The 15,897-nt window shown below is 52.3% G+C and carries 13 protein-coding genes; 8 read left to right on the top strand and 5 right to left on the bottom strand.

Annotated features, from left to right (window positions below):
- Positions 1-168: 168 nt before the first annotated feature.
- From nrdA to KP22_RS00520, 5 genes are all read left to right on the top strand, one after another.
- Positions 169-2,454: a class 1a ribonucleoside-diphosphate reductase subunit alpha gene (gene nrdA, locus KP22_RS00540; RefSeq protein ID WP_039301806.1), complete on the top strand. Its 2,286-nt coding sequence runs from the start codon at positions 169-171 to the stop codon at positions 2,452-2,454.
- Between the two features lie 322 nt (positions 2,455-2,776).
- Positions 2,777-3,907, top strand: coding sequence for a class Ia ribonucleoside-diphosphate reductase subunit beta (gene nrdB, locus KP22_RS00535; protein WP_039301804.1), 1,131 nt, complete (start codon positions 2,777-2,779; stop codon positions 3,905-3,907).
- A gap of 3 nt (positions 3,908-3,910) precedes the next feature.
- The gene (yfaE, locus tag KP22_RS00530; RefSeq protein WP_039301801.1) at positions 3,911-4,171 is read left to right on the top strand and encodes a class I ribonucleotide reductase maintenance protein YfaE; all 261 of its coding nucleotides are present in this window, start codon (positions 3,911-3,913) and stop codon (positions 4,169-4,171) included.
- A gap of 140 nt (positions 4,172-4,311) precedes the next feature.
- Positions 4,312-5,226 (top strand): SPFH domain-containing protein, encoded by a 915-nt coding sequence (locus tag KP22_RS00525; RefSeq protein ID WP_039321746.1) that lies wholly within the window; start codon positions 4,312-4,314, stop codon positions 5,224-5,226.
- The gene (locus KP22_RS00520) at positions 5,226-5,681 is read left to right on the top strand and encodes an NfeD family protein (RefSeq protein ID WP_039301795.1); all 456 of its coding nucleotides are present in this window, start codon (positions 5,226-5,228) and stop codon (positions 5,679-5,681) included. The genes KP22_RS00525 and KP22_RS00520 overlap by 1 nt, the downstream gene beginning before the upstream one ends.
- 75 nt (positions 5,682-5,756) lie before the next feature.
- On the opposite strand, the gene cueR is transcribed toward KP22_RS00520, so the two are convergent.
- Positions 5,757-6,173, bottom strand: coding sequence for a Cu(I)-responsive transcriptional regulator (gene cueR / locus KP22_RS00515; protein WP_039301792.1), 417 nt, complete (start codon positions 6,171-6,173; stop codon positions 5,757-5,759).
- A 115-nt stretch (positions 6,174-6,288) separates the two neighbouring features.
- Here cueR and copA point away from each other — a divergent pair, with 115 nt between their 5' ends.
- The 3 genes from copA to ybaK all read left to right on the top strand — a co-directional run bounded on the left by copA (position 6,289) and on the right by ybaK (position 10,535).
- Positions 6,289-9,012: a copper-exporting P-type ATPase CopA gene (copA, locus tag KP22_RS00510; RefSeq protein WP_039321742.1), complete on the top strand. Its 2,724-nt coding sequence runs from the start codon at positions 6,289-6,291 to the stop codon at positions 9,010-9,012.
- Positions 9,013-9,167: 155 nt separating this feature from the next.
- Complete coding sequence (locus KP22_RS00505) at positions 9,168-9,986, top strand: TraB/GumN family protein (protein ID WP_039321740.1); 819 nt, start codon at positions 9,168-9,170, stop codon at positions 9,984-9,986.
- A 69-nt stretch (positions 9,987-10,055) separates the two neighbouring features.
- Positions 10,056-10,535 carry a Cys-tRNA(Pro)/Cys-tRNA(Cys) deacylase YbaK gene (gene ybaK / locus KP22_RS00500; protein ID WP_039321738.1) on the top strand — a complete coding sequence of 160 codons (480 nt, stop codon included), beginning with the start codon at positions 10,056-10,058 and terminating at the stop codon, positions 10,533-10,535.
- A 108-nt stretch (positions 10,536-10,643) separates the two neighbouring features.
- On the opposite strand, the gene KP22_RS00495 is transcribed toward ybaK, so the two are convergent.
- The 4 genes from KP22_RS00495 to KP22_RS00480 form a co-directional block, all read right to left on the bottom strand.
- The gene (locus tag KP22_RS00495) at positions 10,644-12,026 is read right to left on the bottom strand and encodes a glycoside hydrolase family 28 protein (protein ID WP_039301780.1); all 1,383 of its coding nucleotides are present in this window, start codon (positions 12,024-12,026) and stop codon (positions 10,644-10,646) included.
- Positions 12,027-12,300: 274 nt separating this feature from the next.
- Positions 12,301-13,287 (bottom strand): GTPase, encoded by a 987-nt coding sequence (gene yjiA, locus KP22_RS00490; protein ID WP_039301776.1) that lies wholly within the window; start codon positions 13,285-13,287, stop codon positions 12,301-12,303.
- A 16-nt stretch (positions 13,288-13,303) separates the two neighbouring features.
- Entirely contained in the window at positions 13,304-13,507 is a 204-nt protein-coding gene (locus KP22_RS00485) for a YbdD/YjiX family protein (protein ID WP_005976130.1), read from the bottom strand.
- 143 nt (positions 13,508-13,650) lie between these two features.
- The gene (locus KP22_RS00480) at positions 13,651-15,804 is read right to left on the bottom strand and encodes a carbon starvation CstA family protein (protein ID WP_039301773.1); all 2,154 of its coding nucleotides are present in this window, start codon (positions 15,802-15,804) and stop codon (positions 13,651-13,653) included.
- Positions 15,805-15,897: the final 93 nt, after the last annotated feature.

Here is a 15,897-nt window from a genome sequence, read left to right as displayed (position 1 = left end):
AAAATCAACTCTTGTTCTTAAAAGATTCCACACTACAATACTCACCATGTAGTAGCCATTTATCAAAAAATATCTATATCTAGTATTTATCCACAGAGTTAGTCACAGGGTTGTTTCTGTGAGTAAACGGGGGATATTTTTTATTTTCATCAACAGGTAAATTCCAACATGAACCAGAGCTTGCTCGTTACCAAACGCGATGGCAGTAAAGAAAAAATCAATTTGGATAAAATCCACCGCGTCATTACCTGGGCCGCAGAAGGTTTACACAATGTCTCCGTTTCTCAGGTGGAACTGCGTTCTCACATTCAGTTTTATGACAGCATCAAAACCTCTGATATCCATGAAACCATCATCAAGGCCGCAGCCGATCTGATCTCCCGCGAAAGCCCGGATTACCAGTATCTGGCCGCGCGCTTGGCTATCTACCATCTTCGCAAAAAAGCCTATGGCCAGTTTAAGCCACCAGCCCTGCTAACCCACGTCACCAACATGGTGGAACTGGGCAAATACGATAAGCACCTGCTGGAAGATTATAGCCCGGAAGAATTCGCCCAGATGGACGCTTTCATCGATCACTGGCGTGACATGAATTTCTCCTATGCTGCGGTTAAACAGCTGGAAGGGAAATACCTGGTACAAAACCGCGTCACCGGTGATATCTACGAAAGCGCCCAGTTCCTGTACATTTTGGTCGCCGCTTGTCTGTTCTCAGGCTACCCGCGTGAAACCCGTCTGGATTACGTTAAACGTTTCTATGACGCGATTTCCACGTTCAAAATTTCTCTGCCGACGCCAATCATGTCGGGTGTACGCACCCCGACGCGTCAGTTCAGCTCCTGCGTACTGATCGAATGCGGCGACAGCCTGGACTCCATCAACGCGACCTCCAGCGCTATCGTGAAATATGTTTCCCAACGCGCGGGTATCGGCATTAACGCGGGTCGGATCCGGGCGCTCGGCAGCCCAATTCGCGGCGGTGAAGCTTTCCATACCGGCTGTATTCCTTTCTATAAACATTTTCAGACGGCAGTGAAATCCTGCTCTCAGGGCGGCGTTCGCGGCGGTGCTGCCACGCTGTTCTACCCGCTGTGGCATCTGGAAGTAGAAAGCCTGCTGGTTCTGAAAAACAACCGTGGCGTAGAAGGCAATCGCGTTCGTCACCTTGATTACGGTGTGCAGTTGAACAAACTGATGTATCAACGTCTGGTTAAAGGTGAAGATATTACGCTGTTCAGCCCGTCAGACGTACCGGGACTGTATGACGCCTTCTTCGCCAATCAGGATGAATTTGAGCGCCTGTATGTGCAATATGAGCAGGATGCCAGCATCCGTAAACAGCGCATCAAAGCGGTCGAGCTGTTCTCTCTGATGATGCAGGAACGTGCTTCCACGGGCCGTATCTATATTCAGAACGTTGACCACTGCAACACGCACAGCCCGTTCGATCCGCAGATTGCTCCGGTTCGCCAGTCCAACCTGTGTCTGGAAATTGCGCTGCCGACCAAGCCGTTGAATGACGTAAATGATGAGAACGGTGAAATCGCGCTGTGTACGCTGTCTGCTTTCAACCTCGGCGCAATCAATAGCTTAGACGATCTGGAAGAGCTGGCGACGCTGGCCGTACGTGCGCTGGATGCTCTGCTGGATTATCAGGATTACCCCATTGCAGCGGCAGAGCGTGGTGCGATGGGTCGCCGCACGCTGGGTATTGGTGTGATCAACTTTGCCTACTATCTGGCGAAAAACGGCGTACGTTACTCCGACGGCAGCGCCAACGGCCTGACGCACAAAACGTTTGAAGCGATTCAATATTATCTGCTGAAGGCGTCGAATGTGCTGGCGCGTGAGCAAGGTGCCTGCCCGTGGTTCAATGAAACCACCTACTCGCAGGGTATTCTGCCTATCGATACTTATAAGCGCGATCTGGATGCGATCTGTAATGAGCCGCTGCATCTTGACTGGGAAGCGCTGCGCAATGACATCAAAGAATACGGCCTGCGTAACTCCACGCTGTCTGCGCTGATGCCGTCTGAAACGTCGTCTCAGATCTCCAACGCCACTAACGGCATTGAGCCACCGCGCGGCCACATCAGCGTCAAAGCGTCCAAAGACGGTATTCTGCGCCAAGTGGTGCCGGAATACGAAACGTTGAAAGACGCTTACGAACTGCTGTGGGAAATGCCAAATAACGATGGATACCTGCAACTGGTGGGGCTGATGCAGAAATTTGTCGATCAGGCGATCTCATCCAACACCAACTACGATCCGTCGCGCTTCCCATCAGGTCGGGTGCCGATGAAGCAGTTGCTGAAAGATCTGGTTACGGCCTACAAATTCGGCGTTAAAACGCTGTATTACCAAAACACCCGTGATGGCGCTGAAGACGTACAAGACGACCTGCTGGCAGAACCGCAGGACGATGGCTGCGAAGGCGGCGCGTGTAAGATTTAAGCCAATAATGAAAGGCTTTTGACAAATCTTTTACGAAATTTGGAACGATGATAATGGGATAGAAGAGTAAAGCGTCCGCGCCAAGGACAAAAGCGTCAGGAACGCTTTTGAACGTCGCTTGCGACGACCCTGAAAGGGGGAATCTCAGGGATGAGATTCATATCCGCGCGGCTCGAGCTTACAAGGACGTACTTGCTGCGTCTTTACGATCTACCCATTATCATCGCCTAGAGCACTTTGTCATCAACCTCGTTTCATTCTTTTATTGCGAGTGCCGCAACTGGCGTTAAAAAATGCTTCCAGCATTTTTTTGGAGAGATTCATGGCCTATACCACTTTTTCACAGAATAAAAATGACCAACTGCTTGAACCGATGTTCTTCGGCCAGTCGGTCAACGTTGCGCGTTTCGACCAGCAAAAATATGAAATTTTCGAAAAGCTGATCGAAAAGCAGCTGTCCTTCTTCTGGCGCCCAGAAGAAGTCGACGTGTCCCGCGATCGCATCGACTATCAGGCGCTGCCCGATCATGAAAAGCACATCTTTATCAGCAACCTGAAATACCAAACGCTGCTGGACTCGATTCAGGGACGTAGTCCGAACGTAGCGCTGTTGCCGCTGATTTCAATCCCTGAACTGGAAACCTGGGTGGAAACCTGGGCGTTCTCGGAAACTATTCACTCACGTTCCTACACGCACATCATTCGTAATATCGTGAACGATCCGTCGCTGGTGTTTGACGATATCGTGACGAACGACGAGATCCTGAAGCGCGCCAAGGATATTTCCGGTTACTACGATTCGCTGATTGAGATGACCAGCTACTATCATTTGTTGGGTGAAGGAACGCATCAGGTTAACGGCAAGACGGTGACACTGAACCTGCATACGCTGAAAAAACAACTGTATATCTGTCTAATGAGCGTAAACGCGTTGGAAGCGATTCGCTTCTACGTCAGCTTCGCCTGCTCATTTGCTTTTGCTGAACGCGAACTGATGGAAGGCAATGCTAAAATCATCAAGCTGATCGCCCGCGATGAGGCACTGCACCTGACCGGCACGCAACACATGCTGAACCTCATGCGTTCTGGCCATGACGACCCGGAAATGGCGCAGATTGCCGAAGAGTGTCAGCAAGAATGCTATGACCTGTTCGTACTCGCCGCTCAGCAAGAAAAAGAGTGGGCTGAATACCTGTTTCGCGACGGTTCGATGATTGGCCTGAACAAAGATATTCTCTGCCAATACGTGGAATACATCACCAACATCCGCATGCAGGCAGTGGGGCTGCCGCTGCCGTTCCAGACACGCACTAACCCTATTCCGTGGATCAATGCCTGGCTGGTATCCGATAACGTACAGGTCGCGCCACAGGAAGTCGAAGTTAGCTCTTATCTGGTCGGTCAGATCGATTCAGAAATCAGCGACGACGACCTGAGCGATTTCCAACTGTAATCGATGAACAACCCAACGATCACACTGCGCACATCCGGTGCGCAGTTTTCCTGTTCAGACGATGGCCCTTCCCTGCTGGATGTGCTGGAATCCAACCGAGTCAGCATTGAATATCAGTGCCGCTCTGGCTATTGCGGCTCCTGTCGGCTGCGCCTGGTAAAAGGTCGCGTGGCCTATCGTCAAACACCGCTGGCCTGCATCCAGCAGGATGAAATCCTACCCTGTTGCTGTATGCCGCAAGGCGACATCGAACTCGATATCTAGCCCCGATCTTCCCTACTGACCAACCACCCTATTGCTCACGCGGGCAGGTGCATTTCCTGCCCGCGTTCATGCGTAAGTGAGTTACACTATCCGCTGACATCGTCTTTCGACCGATATAAAACAACCCAGAGGTTTTAAACATGCTCACCGTCATTCCTATCTTGATCTTTGTTGCACTTATCGTCGTCTGGTCAGGCATCAAAATCGTACCGCAGGGATACCAATGGACGGTAGAGCGTTTTGGTCGCTATACCAAAACGCTAATGCCGGGGCTTAATCTGGTGGTGCCGTTTATGGATCGTATCGGCCGCAAGATTAATATGATGGAACAGGTGCTGGATATTCCCTCTCAGGAAATTATCTCTCGCGATAATGCCAATGTAGCCATTGATGCCGTCTGCTTTATTCAGGTGATCGATCCCGCGCGGGCCGCCTATGAAGTTAGCAATCTGGAACAGGCTATCGTGAACCTCACCATGACCAATTTCCGTACCGTACTGGGTTCGATGGAACTGGACGAAATGCTGTCTCAACGCGATAGTATCAATACACGCCTGCTGCACATCGTTGATGAAGCCACCAACCCGTGGGGTATTAAGATCACGCGTATTGAGATCCGTGACGTACGCCCACCCGCAGAACTGATTGCTGCGATGAACGCGCAGATGAAAGCGGAACGTAACAAACGTGCCGATATTCTGGAAGCTGAAGGGGTGCGTCAGGCCGCTATTCTGAAAGCCGAAGGGGAAAAGCAGTCACAGATTCTGAAAGCGGAAGGCTTGCGTCAGTCCGCGTTCCTGGAAGCGGAAGCGCGTGAACGTGCGGCCGAAGCAGAAGCACAGGCCACCAAAATGGTATCCGAAGCCATCGCAGCAGGTAATATTCAGGCGATTAACTACTTTGTCGCACAGAAATATACCGATGCGTTACAGCAAATCGGTTCTTCTAATAACAGTAAAGTGATCATGATGCCACTGGAAGCCAGCAACCTGATGGGCGCAATTGGTGGGATCACGGAACTGATTAAAGACAGTAAAAATAGCCGAGGTCAATAATGGGCATTGAACTGGTGATGGAAAATGCGCACTGGTTCTGGCTGTCGCTCGGCGGTCTGCTTTTGGCTGCCGAAATGCTGGGGGCCAGTGGCTATTTGCTATGGAGCGGCTTATCAGCGCTATTGGTTGGGCTGTTAACGTGGGTGATGCCGCTGGGCTGGCCATGGCAGGGAACAATTTTTGCCATCCTGACGATCGTCACGGCGCTGCTTTGGTGGTACTGGCTGCGTAAACGCACACTGTCACGCCCGCAGTCGACGCTTAACCAGCGTGGACAACAGCTGGTTGGCCTGCGAGCGACCCTGTCAGAGCCGATTACTAACGGTTTTGGTCGGGTAAATATCGGTGACAGCAGTTGGCGTGTAAAATCAGAACAGGATTTACCTGTTGGTACGCATGTTGAAGTGATTGCCATTGATGGCATCACGCTGCATGTGCGCCCGACTGAGCGCTAGCAGCACGCACGGTTTGGGGAGCCTGCCTCCCCTTTATGAACGTCTACTCTTTTACCGATTTATCTCTTTGCCAATTTATCTTTTTGACAGTTTATCGTTTTGACAGCAGCCCGCCAGATTATTGATTATCGGACACTCCGCGCCGCCGTCTCCCGGACACTGTTCGGCCAGCGCCAGCAACTGTTCACGCATCGTTTTCAGCTCTTCGATATGCATCTCGATTTCCTGCACTTTCTGCAAGGTTCGCGCTTTTACATCCGCACTTCGCCGCAATGGATCGTTAAATAGCGTAACCAGTTCCCGGCATTCATCCAGATTAAAACCAACCTGACGCGCCTGACGCAGCAGCGTTAGCTCTTCGACATGATGGTCATCGTAGCTGCGGTAACCATTTTCAGAACGCAGCGGCGTAGTCAGAAGTTCTTTCTCTTCATAGAAGCGAATGGTTTTACTACTGAGACCGGTTTTTTTCGCAACATCACTGATATTCATGATTTCCCCTTGACCCTCCCCTTGCTAGAAGGTTTACCTTACTCAATAACTAGTAGAAATTAGATGGCCGGTCAACGTCTTTCGCCTCCGGCTGTGATCACGGGAGAAAATTATTATGTCTCAAACTATCGTGTTGTCGTTGCAGGGACTGACCTGCGGGCACTGTGTCCAACGCGTTAAAAAAGCACTGGACGCGTTACCTGCTGTCGAACAAACCGACGTCACTCAACAATACGCCAGAGTCAGCGGTGATGTTGACTCTCAGACATTGATCGACACTATCGAGCAGGCAGGCTACGACGCACAGCTTGCTACCACACCGGATGTATCCCTTCAGCTTTCTGGCCTGAGCTGCAACCACTGTGTCGCCGCTACGCGTAAAGTACTGGAAGCTATTCCCGGCGTCGTGGCAACGGATGTCACTAAAGAACAGGCCGCCGTGTATGGCAACGTTGAGGCCACCATACTGATTAATGCTATTGAAGAAGCGGGCTATCACGCCAGCGTGCAGGAGAACGCTCACCCAAAAACTGAGCCGCTGGCACAGGTAGCAACGACGCCGGAAGCGCTGCCAGCGGCCGAGAGTATTCTTCCGGCAACCACAATACACGCAGCCAACGCTGACGACAGCGTTCAGCTCCTGCTTCAGGGGATGAGCTGCGCCAGCTGCGTGAACCGCGTACAGACGGCGCTGCAAAACGTCAGCGGCGTCACGCAGGCGCGGGTGAATCTGGCTGAACGCAGTGCGTTAGTAAGCGGTCACGCCGAGCCAGAAGCGCTGATTGCCGCCGTTGAGCAAGCAGGCTATGGTGCGGAAATTATTCAGGACGAAGAAGCACGGCGCGCACGTCAGCAGCAAACGGCTCAGCAGGCTATTCGCCGTTTTCAATGGCAGGCCGCACTAGGTTTGCTGCTGGGTGTACCGTTGATGCTGTGGGGAGTATTGGGCGGCAGCATGAGCCTGACGCCAGTGAACCAAACTCCGTGGCTCGTCATCGGCATCCTGACGCTGGCGGTGATGGTATTGGCCGGCAGTCATTTTTACCGTAACGCCTGGCGCAGCCTGAAAAACGGGGCGGCGACCATGGATACCTTAGTCGCACTGGGAACGGGTGCAGCATGGCTTTACTCTATTACCGTTAACCTATGGCCGGACCTTTTCCCGATGGCGGCGCGTCATCTGTACTATGAAGCCAGCGCGATGATCATCGGTTTAATCAATCTGGGTCATGCGCTGGAACAACGCGCTCGCCAACGCTCTTCACGCGCTTTAGAACGGCTACTGGATTTAACGCCCCCAACCGCTCGCGTCGTGACGCCGGAAGGTGAGAAATCTATTCCACTGTCCGAAGTCCAGTCCGGCATGACGTTGCGCCTGACAACCGGCGATCGTATTCCTGTCGATGGCGAGATTTTGCAAGGCGAAGTGTGGGTGGATGAAGCCATGCTGACCGGTGAACCGATCCCGCAATCCAAAACATCCGGCGATACGGTTCACGCAGGCACATTGGTTTCCGATGGCAGCGTTCTCTTCCGTGCGGATGCGATCGGCAACCAAACCACCCTGTCGCGTATCATCCGGCTGGTCAGACAGGCTCAGAGCAGCAAACCCGCTATCGGCCAGCTAGCGGATCGTATTTCTGCCGTATTTGTTCCCGTCGTCGTTGCCATCGCGCTTCTCAGCGGCGCGATCTGGTTCTTCGTGGGGCCACAGCCGCAGATAGTCTATACGCTCATTATCGTCACAACGGTTCTGATCATTGCTTGCCCTTGTGCGCTTGGGCTGGCAACGCCGATGTCGATTATTTCCGGTGTCGGGCGCGCAGCAGAATTTGGCGTACTGGTGCGGGACGCTGATGCGTTGCAGCAGGCCAGCAAGCTCGATGTGCTGGTGTTCGATAAAACAGGCACGCTAACCGAGGGACAACCGCGCGTTGTGGCAGTTCACACTTTCGGCGGCGTGACAGAGGAGCAGGCTCTGACCTGGGCAGCGTCGCTGGAACAGGGGTCTAATCACCCTCTGGCGAAGGCAATTCTTGAACGAGCCGAAAACCTTACGCTAACGCAAGTCGATCAATTCCGCACGCTGCGCGGCCTCGGCGTCAGCGGTAAGATCGGAGACGCCAATCTGCTGCTAGGAAATCCACCTCTGCTCCAGCAGCATCAGGTCGATATCACTGAAGGTGAAACCCTGATCAACGAACAGGCTCAGCGTGGTATCACGCCAGTATTACTTGCGGCGAATGGTCATATCATCGCAGTGTTCTCTATCCACGATCCACTACGGGCAGATAGCGTCAGCGCCTTGCAGCGCCTGCATCAGCAGGGCTATCAGCTCGTTATGCTCACGGGTGATAACCCGCTAACGGCAAAGAGCATCGCTAAAGAAGCGGGTATCGATCAGGTGATCGCCGGGGTGCTGCCAGACGGCAAGGCAGAGGCCATCAAAAAGCTACAGGCTCAAGGCAAACGCGTGGCGATGATTGGTGATGGCATCAACGATGCCCCCGCACTGGCGCAGGCCGATGTCGGCATTGCGATGGGCGGCGGCAGCGATATTGCGATTGAAACCGCTGCTATCACGCTGATGCGCCATAGCCTGCACGGCGTCGCCGATGCGCTGGCACTGTCCAATGCCACGCTGCGCAACATGAAGCAGAATCTGCTGGGCGCGTTTATCTATAACTCGCTGGGTATTCCGATTGCTGCGGGCGTACTCTATCCCTTGACCGGAACGCTACTCAGCCCCGTCGTCGCCGGTGCTGCCATGGCGCTTTCCTCCATTACGGTAGTCAGTAACGCCAACCGCTTGCTACGTTTTAAACCTAAAAACCAGTAATGTTAGTGCGCCACCTTCATCGTGAATGATGGCGCACGCTTTCTTCCGCACAATCGCCTTACCACACCACCACGTTCGCGCTACCCACGGTATACCTTGTATTGTGCTGCATCTAGCGTTTAGCATAGCTATTACCACATCAGGAGACGGAATCAATGGGGCAACTGCTGCGTAGAATCGCGACTTTTCTTGGTTTTATTTCACCGCTGGCTTATGCCTACCCGGCGATAGATGTTCAGCTTGCCAATGAACGACAGCTGCATCTGGTTGGTAGTATTCATATGGGTAGCCAGGATATGGCACCGCTGCCCGATACATTGCTGCAACAACTCCGGCAGGCGACTGCACTCATTGTAGAGGCCGATATCTCTGACTCTCATTCCCCCTTCGGACACAGTGATGCCGAGCCACCGCTCGTGCAGCGCCTCAGCCCGGAGAACTACCGTCAGTTGCAAAAAATCTGCGAATCACTCTCTTTCGATGAGAGCACTATCAATACGCTTCCGGGCTGGCAGGCCGCGCTGATGCTGCAAGCGAGACAGGCACAGTTGCTAGGCTTACGCCCCGACTACGGCATTGATTATCAGTTGATTAATGCCGCGAAATCTCACGGTATTCAGATTATCGAACTGGAAGGACAGCAGACGCAGGTTGACCTGTTACAGCAGTTACCACAGGGCGGTTTGCTGTTGCTGGAAGACACCATTAAGCACTGGCACACCAACGCGCGTTTGCTGCAAACGATGGTGGGCTGGTGGCTAGACAACAGGCCCGGCAGCTATAAACCGGATATCCCCGCAACGTTCAGCAATGAAATGACCGACCTGCTGATGGGGCAGCGTAATCGTCGTTGGCAACAGCAGCTTCAGGCGCTGCCGCCCGGAAACTACGTGGTAGCCGTCGGCGCGCTGCATCTGTATGGCGATGAGAATTTACCTACGCTGCTCAACAACGGTCATTCAGCCACTCCGTGAAAGAACCACTATGACGCGCCAGCGCGTCCGCAAGATAAGACCCAAAAAGGGTTTAAGGATAGTGAAGTCATGACACCCGCAGTCAATTTGCTCGAAAAGAACAAGATCGCTTTTACGCTACACAGCTACCACCACGACAGCGACGAAACCAACTTTGGTGAGGAGGCGGCCAGAAAACTGGGGCTGAATAAAGAACAGGTCTATAAAACGCTGCTCGTTTCTCTAAATGGTGATGCAAAAAACCTCGCCGTGGCCGTCACACCGGTCGCAGGAATGTTGGATCTCAAGAAAGTCGCCCGCGCACTGTCCGCCAAAAAAGCCGATATGGCCGATCCGAGCATTGCTCAGCGCGTAACGGGTTATCTGGTGGGAGGGATCAGCCCGCTTGGGCAGAAGAAGAAGCTGCCCACCGTGATTGATGAACCGGCACGCCAGTTCAGTACCATTTTCATTTCCGGTGGTAAACGCGGGTTGGATATCGAATTGTCGGCAGACGATCTGGCGCGACTATTGCGCGCCACCTTTGCCGATATCGCTAAACATGATTAATTCCCGTGATTAAACGAGCATAACCAGCCTGGCTATATTGTATCAAAGTGAAGCTGATAGCAGAGGACGCCACGGCCAGTGTGTCCCCTGCTACCGCTTCATAATCGATTACTGATCGACTTTCGCCCCTTTATCCAACTGCATTACCGGGCCTTCCTTCACATTGACCGTCAGGCCTTTGGTTTGCAGTTCCGCATTCCTTACGCGAATACCTTTTTCTGCATCAATACGCACGTTATCAAAGTGGAAACCACTGAGTGGCGCTTCCGGCACGCCGATAATGTACGCAGCGGCCTTGGTTTTACCGGTAGACTCCAGATTTTCAATGGTGACATTACTGAAATGCGGCGTCTTGTACTGATCAAATGGCTGCTCTGGATCGGTATCCGGTGGGTAAATCTGTTCGCCCATCGTGAAGCCGCCTTCGGCCAGCATCTTGTCTACCTCAGCCTGCACAATCGGCGCGGCCTTGTAATAAGCGGCAAAAACCAGCGGTATTTCGACATCTACCATTTTGGTATTACGGTAAGTGATGTTTTTCACTTCGCCGCCTTTACCGCGCAGGGTTTTAATACGGATACCGTACATGGAACCTTCAAACTGGTTGTTTTCAACCAGCACGTTATTCACACCGCCGGAAGTTTCGCTGCCGATGGAAATACCGCGTCCCTGTTTCAGAATATTGTTGGCGATATAAATGTTATCCACGACGCCATTCGGGAAGCGGCTATCCGGCTTCTCGGCTTTTATCGCGATATGGTCATCATTACAGTCGATGTAGTTGTTAGTAATGCGGATATTCTGGCTATCAATTGGGTCGATAGCATCGGTGTTTGGCGCATGCCACGGAGACAGAATCCGAGTGCCGTTCACATCCACATCATGCGAGTAACGCATCACAACGTGGAAACTTGGGGAATGCGTGAGCGTGACACCGTCCACCAGCACATTACTGGAACTTTTGATATAAATCAGACGGGGGCGATCGGTCCCGCCTTTTTTACCCGTTGCACGAATATTCTCACGCCAGCGCTCCCACCAGACGGCACCCTGCCCATCAATGGTGCCCTGTCCCGTGATAGCCACGTTCTGCGCATCGGCAATACTGATAAAGGGAAGCCAACCATTTTCCGCTTCTGCGTACTTGGTTTTTTCCGTCGCGCGGTACGCCGCGACTTCGGTCGATGCGACGATAGTTGCATCTTTTGCCAAATCCAGTCGAATGTTACTTTTCAGGAACAGCGGATCGACCAGATAGTTGCCGCGAGGAACGTGTACCGTTCCGCCACCAGCCGCAGCGCAATCATCAATCGCTTTCTGAAAAGCTTCGGTATTTAGTGCGATCTGTAGGCGGTGACCTTCGGCCCCGTATTGTGTAACGTCACAGGTTTTATCTGGGAATTTCACTGAACTGGCAGCCTGTGCCGTACCAGCTTGAATACCCAGCGTGATGCAGGAAGCCATTAAAGACAGAGCAAGACCACTACGCATACTTAACCTCACCAAATAATGAAATATCATTTTAATAAAATACCACCAACATTCCATTAAAAAGCGAGAGACGATCACGTTTTAGATGTATTCGTAATAATTACAATAAGGTAGGGATTTTTTCGTGCAACTGCACTATTCCCATTATGAGAATCTACATATGACACGCACAGCCCAACCAGACAGAGCGCCGTATAAGTAGAGTAAGAGGCAGGAAAAAAACAAATCAGCGATTGTGCTGGCCTGAACGACCAGCACAGACAAGAAAATAGCGTTATGCCGTCAGACGAGCGAAAGCGTCACGGATTTCCTGTTCAGGTAAATCGATGCCAATAAACACCAGCACGCTCTTTCTTTCTTCATCAGCATGCCATTCTCTGTCCCAGTCAGCGCTGTACAAACGCTGGACACCCTGAAACAGCAGGCGACGATCATCACCGTTGATGGCTAAAATACCTTTATAACGCAGTAAATTATCGGAGAATTGTAGCAATAGGTTTTCCATCACATCGGAGACAGCCTGAAGCTCAACGGCATCATCAAGATACACAACTATCGACTGCACATTATTCTGCGTAGGGGCAATGAAACGAAATACTGGCGTTTTCACGTCCAGCTTGTCGCTGAGGACAAAACCGTCGATGTTAAACAGCACGCTCAGATCGATATCGCCGTGTACCACAGGGTAGATCGGTGCACGTGCATTGATGCGTTGCAAACGCGGTAGCAGCGTCTCGTCTTCGCTTGCCACATCAGTTTTGGTGAGCAGTATGCGGTCGGCATAGCCAATCTGTGACTGTGCGATAGTGAACTGATCAAGCTGTTGTTGCGCATGTACCGCATCCACCAACGTGATGATTCCATCCAGAACAAAGCGTTCACAAATGACTTCGTGCGAAAAGAAAGTCTGCGCTACCGGCCCTGGATCGGCCATACCGGTACATTCAATGATGACGTGATCAAAATCCAACGTGCCGTTATCCACGCCATCAACCAGATCGAGCAGCGCATCGGCCAGCTCATTGGACTGCGTGCAGCAGATACAGCCGTTGCTCAACGTCGTAATCTGGCTGGCACGTTCCCCGATTAACGTATTATCAATCGGAACTTCGCCGAATTCATTTTCAATCACGGCAATCTTGTAGCCGTGTTCGGCATTTAGGATATGCCGTAATAAAGTGGTTTTTCCAGCACCGAGAAACCCGGTCAGAATAGTGACATACACGGGTTTAGTCACATCAGATGATAAAGGTTGAGTCATAACAGGTTCCAAGTCGTTAACAGCAGCGCATCCCGCCTTTGCCGTCTCCGCCGTAACGCGCCTGCTGGCGTTCGCGGAAAAATTCTTCGTAAGTCATCGCAGGTTTATCCGGGTGATTGGTCTGCATATGCTGCACATAGGTATCATAATCTGGCATACCGACCAGCATACGCGCCGCCTGGCCCAAATATTTTCCTGCTTTTCCCAGATTGCCAAACATCATTACCTCCAGACCACCGCCTGCAATAGCGGCTAGATAAAAAATACCCTGCATAACGTTATACATTATACAGGGTATCTGTACCCGTCATCTTTCGCGTTCAACCTTGCTAGCTGTCTCGCAAAATCCGACGGGCGCGTGGCTTAGTGACCGGAAGAGACTTTCACGCCACCTTCAGGAACCGGAACATACGGCGTTTCCTGATCGGTACGTTCAGCCACTTTACGGGCAGCCAATGCCGCTTTAATACCGTACGCAATAATGCTGTACACCACGATCAGGAACAGAATGCTCAGACCGGCGTTGGTATAGTTGTTAGTCACGATATGGTTCATGTTAGAAATCTGCTGCGCGCTCAGATCGGCACCACCTTCTGCAATTTTGCCCTTGAACATGTTCGCCATGTAGAAGAAGCCTTCCAACTGTGGGTTGTCGCTGAACAGTTTCAGCCCCAGCGCCCAAGTGGTACAGATCAGCAGCCAAACCGCAGGAACCAGCGTTACCCAAATGTACTGTGTACGTTTCATCTTAATCAGGATAACAGTACCCAGTACCAGCGCCACGGCAGCCAGCATCTGGTTAGAGATACCGAACAACGGCCACAGGCTCTTCACACCACCCAGCGGATCAACCACGCCTTGATACAGCAGGTAGCCCCACAGACCGACGCAACCCGCCGTACCGATCATACCGGCAATCAGCGAATCGGTTTTCTTCAGGAACGGAACGAAGTTACCCAACAGGTCCTGCAACATGAAGCGACCAGCACGCGTGCCCGCATCCAGTGCCGTCAGAATGAACAGCGCTTCAAACAGAATACCGAAGTGATACCAGAAGCCCATGTCGGCACCAGGAATGATCTGGTGGAACACGTGTGCGATACCGACAGCCAGCGTTGGTGCACCGCCTGCGCGGTTCAGAACGGAAGGTTCACCGATATCTTTCGCCGTTTGCAGAATCTGCTCTGGAGAAATCACGAAGCCCCAAGAGCTAACGGTCGCTGCCGCGTGTGCGGATACGTCCTGCAACTGTGCCAGAATCATCGGCGCATCCGCCGTGCCCAGTCGATGCAGATCCGGCATCGTAATACCCAGCGCCGCTGGCGGGGTATTCATCGCGAAGTAGAGACCCGGTTCGATGATAGACGCCGCAACCAAAGCCATGATCGCGACGAAAGATTCCATCAGCATCGCACCGTAACCGATGAAACGCGCATCTTTCTCGTTAGCCATCAATTTCGGCGTCGTGCCGGAAGCAATCAGCGCGTGGAAACCAGACACAGCACCACAGGCAATAGTAATAAACAGGAACGGGAACAGCGTACCTTTCCAAACCGGACCGGTACCATCCACAAATTGCGTTACCGCTGGCATTTTCAGATCGGGATTCAGAATTACGATACCAATCGCCAGACCGACGATGACACCAATTTTCAGGAAGGTCGCCAGATAGTCACGCGGAGCCAGGATCAACCATACTGGCAGCAGTGCGGACACAAAAGCATAGCCAATCAGCGTGTAGGTGATAGTCGTATCTTTGAAGGTCAGCGCCGGGCCCCAGTACGGGTCGTGTGCCACTACGCCACCAAACCAGATCGCCAGCACCAGCAGCACGATCCCGATCACCGATATTTCACCGACTTTACCCGGACGGATAAAGCGCATGTAGACGCCCATAAACAGCGCGATCGGCACCGTAGAACACACGGTAAAGACACCCCACGGGCTTTCTGCCAGCGCTTTCACCACAATCAGCGCCAGTACGGCAAGAATGATGATCATGATAAGGAAGCAGCCGAACAGCGCAATCGTACCCGGCACCGTGCCGAGTTCTTTTTTAACGATTTCGCCTAACGATGCACCGTTCCGGCGAGTCGAAATGAACAGCACCATGAAGTCCTGCACTGCCCCCGCCAGCACCACACCGCCCAGCAACCATAAGGTGCCCGGCAGATAGCCGACCTGCGCGGCTAGTACCGGCCCAACCAGAGGGCCTGCACCTGCGATCGCGGCAAAGTGGTGCCCGAACAGGACGTTACGGTTCGTCGGCACATAGTTGAGACCGTCGTTATTGACAACGGCAGGGGTTGCTCTGGTCGGATCTAACTGCATGACTTTTTGTGCGATATACAGGCTGTAGTATCGATAGGCCACGAGGTAAACGGCGACAGAAGCAACAATAATCCATAAGGCACTGACATGCTCACCGCGACGTAGTGCGACTACGCCGAGGCAGGCAGCCCCAATGATTCCAAGAATCATCCAGGGGATGTGTTTAAGAATGGAATTGCTCTTCATAAGACATCCTTCAATTAAAAATCACAATCGTTTGATTTTGTTAGCTGTAGAAAATAAACCCTGGTAAAGCGCCGTGCGATAACGCGAGTCATC

The organism is Pectobacterium betavasculorum (genome assembly GCF_000749845.1).
GTDB classification, from domain to species: Bacteria; Pseudomonadota; Gammaproteobacteria; order Enterobacterales; family Enterobacteriaceae; genus Pectobacterium; species Pectobacterium betavasculorum.
Note: the sequence above shows the minus strand (reverse complement) of the source record. Positions and strands in the feature narration are given on the sequence as shown.

What these genes read in the sequence shown, in the direction of transcription:
- KP22_RS00505 (WP_039321740.1), top strand. Translation starts at nt 9,168, where the DNA reads ATGGGGCAACTGCTGCGTAGAATCGCGACTTTTCTTGGTTTTATTTCA.
- KP22_RS00485 (WP_005976130.1), bottom strand. Translation starts at nt 13,507, where the DNA reads ATGTTTGGCAATCTGGGAAAAGCAGGAAAATATTTGGGCCAGGCGGCG.
- yfaE (WP_039301801.1), top strand. Translation starts at nt 3,911, where the DNA reads ATGAACAACCCAACGATCACACTGCGCACATCCGGTGCGCAGTTTTCC.
- nrdB (WP_039301804.1), top strand. Translation starts at nt 2,777, where the DNA reads ATGGCCTATACCACTTTTTCACAGAATAAAAATGACCAACTGCTTGAA.
- KP22_RS00525 (WP_039321746.1), top strand. Translation starts at nt 4,312, where the DNA reads ATGCTCACCGTCATTCCTATCTTGATCTTTGTTGCACTTATCGTCGTC.
- KP22_RS00520 (WP_039301795.1), top strand. Translation starts at nt 5,226, where the DNA reads ATGGGCATTGAACTGGTGATGGAAAATGCGCACTGGTTCTGGCTGTCG.
- KP22_RS00495 (WP_039301780.1), bottom strand. Translation starts at nt 12,026, where the DNA reads ATGCGTAGTGGTCTTGCTCTGTCTTTAATGGCTTCCTGCATCACGCTG.
- copA (WP_039321742.1), top strand. Translation starts at nt 6,289, where the DNA reads ATGTCTCAAACTATCGTGTTGTCGTTGCAGGGACTGACCTGCGGGCAC.
- yjiA (WP_039301776.1), bottom strand. Translation starts at nt 13,287, where the DNA reads ATGACTCAACCTTTATCATCTGATGTGACTAAACCCGTGTATGTCACT.
- ybaK (WP_039321738.1), top strand. Translation starts at nt 10,056, where the DNA reads ATGACACCCGCAGTCAATTTGCTCGAAAAGAACAAGATCGCTTTTACG.
- nrdA (WP_039301806.1), top strand. Translation starts at nt 169, where the DNA reads ATGAACCAGAGCTTGCTCGTTACCAAACGCGATGGCAGTAAAGAAAAA.
- KP22_RS00480 (WP_039301773.1), bottom strand. Translation starts at nt 15,804, where the DNA reads ATGAAGAGCAATTCCATTCTTAAACACATCCCCTGGATGATTCTTGGA.
- cueR (WP_039301792.1), bottom strand. Translation starts at nt 6,173, where the DNA reads ATGAATATCAGTGATGTTGCGAAAAAAACCGGTCTCAGTAGTAAAACC.